The organism is Geosporobacter subterraneus DSM 17957 (assembly GCF_900142145.1).
Lineage (GTDB): Bacteria > Bacillota > Clostridia > Peptostreptococcales > Thermotaleaceae > Geosporobacter > Geosporobacter subterraneus.
In genome coordinates this window covers 1-4,236 of the sequence record NZ_FQZV01000097.1, presented here as the reverse complement: position 1 = coordinate 4,236, position 4,236 = coordinate 1, and the positions used below count along the sequence as shown (strand labels likewise).

Sequence of the window (4,236 nt, the reverse complement as noted above, 5' to 3'; positions counted from 1 at the left end):
CCGAAAGGGTGATGCAATTAACCCTGTGTTGAGAAACTACTATCATAAAAAATGTGAAAACAAGAAGAAAAAAGTGGCTCTTGTAGCCGTTATGCACAAGCTTCTCCATTATATCTTCGCGGTTCTCCGTGATGAAAAGCCATTTGTATTTAGGATCCCTGAAGATCATCAAGCATGGAGAAAAGACAAAAACTCACATCGAAGCATCGCTGCTTAGGTAGATAAAACTCAACTCTTTAGAGAAGCCATTGTTCGGCTTTTACCAATGGTTAGCTTTGCTGTACACTTTTTAGAAAAACTACTTTTTTAAAAAATTAAACTAACCTATTGACTTTTATTAGCTGGTCTTTACAAAAATAATGGGATAGAATTACATGTCACACTCCTATTTATGCAAAGAAAATGCCAAGTTTGTCCTAGTTCTGCAGGAAAACCTGGCATCCTTCTTCTTAAAAGGATCTACCTATTTAAATTATACTCCACCAGTTTATTAAATAGCTGCCTTCTACTTATACCCATAGCATTGGCTGCCCGTGTGATATTATTATCGCATTTTTCCAGTGCATCCTTTATGTACTCGATCTCAAACTGTTCTCTTGCCTTTTTGAAAGAGATAATTTCCTTATTTTGCTTGCCAGTTTTCTCTTTTATATTTGTACTGCCTAGGGTATTCAATCTCAATATCCCATCAGTAGACAATACTACGATTCGCTCAATGATATTCCTTAATTCTCTTACATTCCCGGGATAATCATATTCTAATAAGTACTGTTCCGTGTTTTTGTCTATTCCCTTAATATTTTTCTTCATTTCATTGCTAAAATGCATAATAAAGAAGTCTATCATACCTTTGAGATCTTCTTTTCTTTCTCTTAAAGGAGGGATTTCAATATTTATTGTATTGATTCTATAGAATAAGTCTTCTCTAAAATTACCTAATTCTATTTCTTTGTGCAGATTTCTATTGGTAGCAGAAATCAGTCTAAAATTAACTTTTATCTGCTTGTTGGAACCAATCCGCTCAATTTGTCTGGTATCTAATACCCTCAAAATTTTAACCTGCGTGTTAAGGGACATTTCACCTATTTCATCTAGAAATATCGTTCCCCCATTTGCCTCTTCAAATCGTCCAATACGTCTTGAAGTGGCACCTGTAAAGGAACCTTTTTCATGGCCAAATAATTCCGACTCCAATAAACTATCGGATATAGCCTGACAGTTTATTGGTACAAACAACTCTTTGGACATCTTACTTTTTTGGTGAATTAAGCTGGCGATGACTTCTTTGCCTACCCCGGTCTCCCCTGTAAGCAAAATGTTGCTCGTAAACTGGGATACTACTTCAACCTCTTTCAGAACCTCAAGCATCTTGGGGCTTTTTGTTTGATGTAAGAAGACCTTTGAATTAGCTTCCTTTTTGATCAAATTATTTTGCGTTTCTAATTTTATAAACCTTTTGGCCTTTTCTATCTCACTAAATAATTCTTCAGGATTTCTGCTTTTGATAAAGTATCCTAATGCCCCTATTTTCATGGCCTTAACCGCACTTTCAATACTTCCGTATCCGGTCACGATAATTACTTCGATAGCATCCCTATAAGTTTTCTTTATCTCATTGAGTAAATAAAACCCATCCTTGCCTGGCATTATAACATCAGAAAGCACTATGGGATAATATTCTCTTTCAAGTATTTCCAGTGCCTCCTGGACCGAACTGGCTTCCCCTACAAAAAAACCCTTTCCCTCTAATAATATTTTATAGGTTTCTCTGTATTCGACCTCATCGTCTACAATTAGTATCTTGCTTGATTCAATCATATGACATTCTCCTTACTACCAGTAGGTAAAGAAATTTCAAATACCGTTTTCTCATATGGAATACTTGTAACAGAAATATGTCCATTTAGTTTTTCTACCTCATTATACACGATATATAAACCCAAGCCCGTTCCTTTTCCGGGATCTTTCGTGGAGTAAAATGGATTGAATATTTTCTCCAGCTGATCTTCAGGTATTCCTTTTCCAGTATCTTCAACACTAAGTGAGATTCGCTCCTCATTAGAAGACACGGTTATCCTTATGCTGCCGTTTTCACCGATAGCATCTACAGCATTTGAAATCAAATTGATTAAGATGTGTTTCAGGGATTCTATGTTAGAATAGAGTCTTATGTTTTCACTACACTCGACGGAGTACTCAATATTAAGCTTCATTAATGTTTTATGCTCAAGCTCTAAAATTTTGGCGATAAAATCTTTAAGGTAAATCCACCTTTTATCATCTCCTGTAAGTCTGGAAAATTCCAAAAGGTTGTCGATAATTCTACTTGCTCTTTCTACAGATGCGTCAATATAATCAAGGGAACGGACTATTTTTTCCTCTTCGTATAAGGCTCTTAAAATGTAGCTGTGATTTCTAATAATCCCCAGTGGATTTCTTATTTCATGCCCCATGCCCGCTGCCAGTTGACCAATAGCAGCCATTTTATTCGCCTGAAGTATTTGTTTTTCTGATATTTTCTCTTTTGTAATGTTCTGAATTACTATTAAGATGTTTTTCATGCTTCCACGGGTATCTTTAAGGGGATAGGTACGAACCACATAGTAATTACCCATATTTGTTATCTCTTCTTCCAGATTTTCTCCTGAAGCAATGGTATCCGCAATCATGTTCTCTATATTTACAGAGTTGAAGTGTTGAAAGATTTCTCTGCAATGTCTGTTAAGTACCTGAGATTGCGAATACCCTAAACAGTCTAAAAAGGATTTATTGATATTTACAATCTTCAGATCAAGGTCTGTGACGGCTATATATTCCGTCATGCCGTCAAAGGTTATTTGAAGGTCATGTTTACTGTCTAGTAACTCCTTTGTTCTCCTCTCTACTTCCTGTTTCAAAAAGTAGTTCCATGTAACCATACCAACAACAATCATCATTAGAAAACCTGCGATTACCAGTATATACTTAATTCTGGTGCTATAATCGGGAAGTTGAACAATCGGTGCAGAGATACCAAACCATTTTTGCTGGATTCGTTCTAGCTGATTTGTATCATTCAACGCGGCAATTCCCTTATTTATAATCGTTACAAGCTGAGGCTTAGACTTTGGCACAGCAAATACAACTTCTTCTTCATAAAGAGGCGTTTCCTTAATATGAAGGGTAGATTCAGCATTTTTATTCTTTATCTGGTAAAGTACTACAGGTTCATCGCCTGCTACTGCATCTACCTTTCCGTCTAATAGCAAATCTAAGGCACTGCAGACATTATCTACTTGAATAATCTTTATATCAGGATAAGTGTTTATAAGGTATTCATTAACATAATCCCCTTTTTGTGTAGCCAGAACCATGCTTTCTAAGCTGCTGGTCCCTCTATGATTGGAGTTTACAACCAATACTGCCCTTAAATTATAGATAGGATTTGTAAATAGAAAGTGCTTGGATCGCTCCTTGCTTCTAAACATATCGCAGATATCGGACTTGCCTTCCTCCAGGCTTTTCAGAGCATCCTGCCAAAGTAACGGATGAAGCTCAATGTTAACGCCCAACTCCAATGATAAAAGGTTAATATAGTCCACAACTACGCCTTTATACTGATTGTCTGCCGCATCTACAAATCTAAGAGGGGGTGCATTGTTGTCGGCAGCATAAATCAAAGATCCTTGTTCCTTTAACCACCGTTGCTCTTCAAATGTCAATATTGGGTTTTTGTGATTTTTCAGATCTGTGATGACATCTGCATAGCCAATTATTGAAAAGTACATGCTAATTGCTACCATTAGAATTATAAGTGCTGAGTAAAATATTCGTTTGTTCATAAAGCCCCCTAAATCTTGAGGATAAGTAATAACGAATAGAGTAAGTTGTAAATTTACTCAGATATTTACATTATTCGTTTCATTTCGAGATTTTCCTTCAATCAAAAAAAATAATAACCCTTGCAGGTATTACACTTGCAAGGGTTTCTTTTGGTGCGCTGTAAGGGATTCGAACCCCTGACCCCATGATTCGTAGTCATGTACTCTATCCAACTGAGCTAACAGCGCATATATTCATATATATAATGGAGGCGGCACCCAGATTTGAACTGGGGAGTAAAGGTTTTGCAGACCTCTGCCTTACCACTTGGCTATGCCGCCGTAATTGGTGACCCATCCGCGGCTCGAACGCGGGACACCTTGATTAAAAGTCAAGTGCTCTACCTGCTGAGCTAATGGGTCCTAATGGCTGGGG

Annotated in this window: 2 protein-coding genes, 3 tRNA genes and 1 pseudogene; 1 reads left to right on the top strand and 5 read right to left on the bottom strand. The window is 37.0% G+C overall.

Going from position 1 to position 4,236, the window contains the following annotated elements; genetic code table 11:
• A pseudogene (locus BUB56_RS18970) lies at positions 1–217 on the top strand (hypothetical protein); the annotation flags it as partial.
• A gap of 242 nt (positions 218–459) precedes the next feature.
• Here BUB56_RS18970 and BUB56_RS18965 read toward each other — a convergent pair.
• The 5 genes from BUB56_RS18965 to BUB56_RS18945 all read right to left on the bottom strand — a co-directional run bounded on the left by BUB56_RS18965 (position 460) and on the right by BUB56_RS18945 (position 4,223).
• Positions 460–1,818, bottom strand: a complete 1,359-nt coding sequence (locus BUB56_RS18965; protein ID WP_110942806.1) for a sigma-54-dependent transcriptional regulator — start codon at positions 1,816–1,818, stop codon at positions 460–462.
• Positions 1,815–3,821 carry an ATP-binding protein gene (locus BUB56_RS18960; protein WP_110942805.1) on the bottom strand — a complete coding sequence of 669 codons (2,007 nt, stop codon included), beginning with the start codon at positions 3,819–3,821 and terminating at the stop codon, positions 1,815–1,817. Before BUB56_RS18960 ends, BUB56_RS18965 begins: the two co-directional genes overlap by 4 nt.
• Before the next feature lie 151 nt (positions 3,822–3,972).
• Positions 3,973–4,049, bottom strand: a tRNA-Arg gene (locus BUB56_RS18955).
• 18 nt (positions 4,050–4,067) lie between these two features.
• A tRNA-Cys gene (locus BUB56_RS18950) sits at positions 4,068–4,142 on the bottom strand.
• Positions 4,143–4,147: 5 nt separating this feature from the next.
• Positions 4,148–4,223: transfer RNA gene (locus tag BUB56_RS18945), tRNA-Lys, on the bottom strand.
• Positions 4,224–4,236: the final 13 nt, after the last annotated feature.

Bases quoted from the DNA above. Each gene is read 5' to 3' on its own strand.
- BUB56_RS18965 (WP_110942806.1), bottom strand. From the start codon at position 1,818: ATGATTGAATCAAGCAAGATACTAATTGTAGACGATGAGGTCGAATAC.
- BUB56_RS18960 (WP_110942805.1), bottom strand. From the start codon at position 3,821: ATGAACAAACGAATATTTTACTCAGCACTTATAATTCTAATGGTAGCA.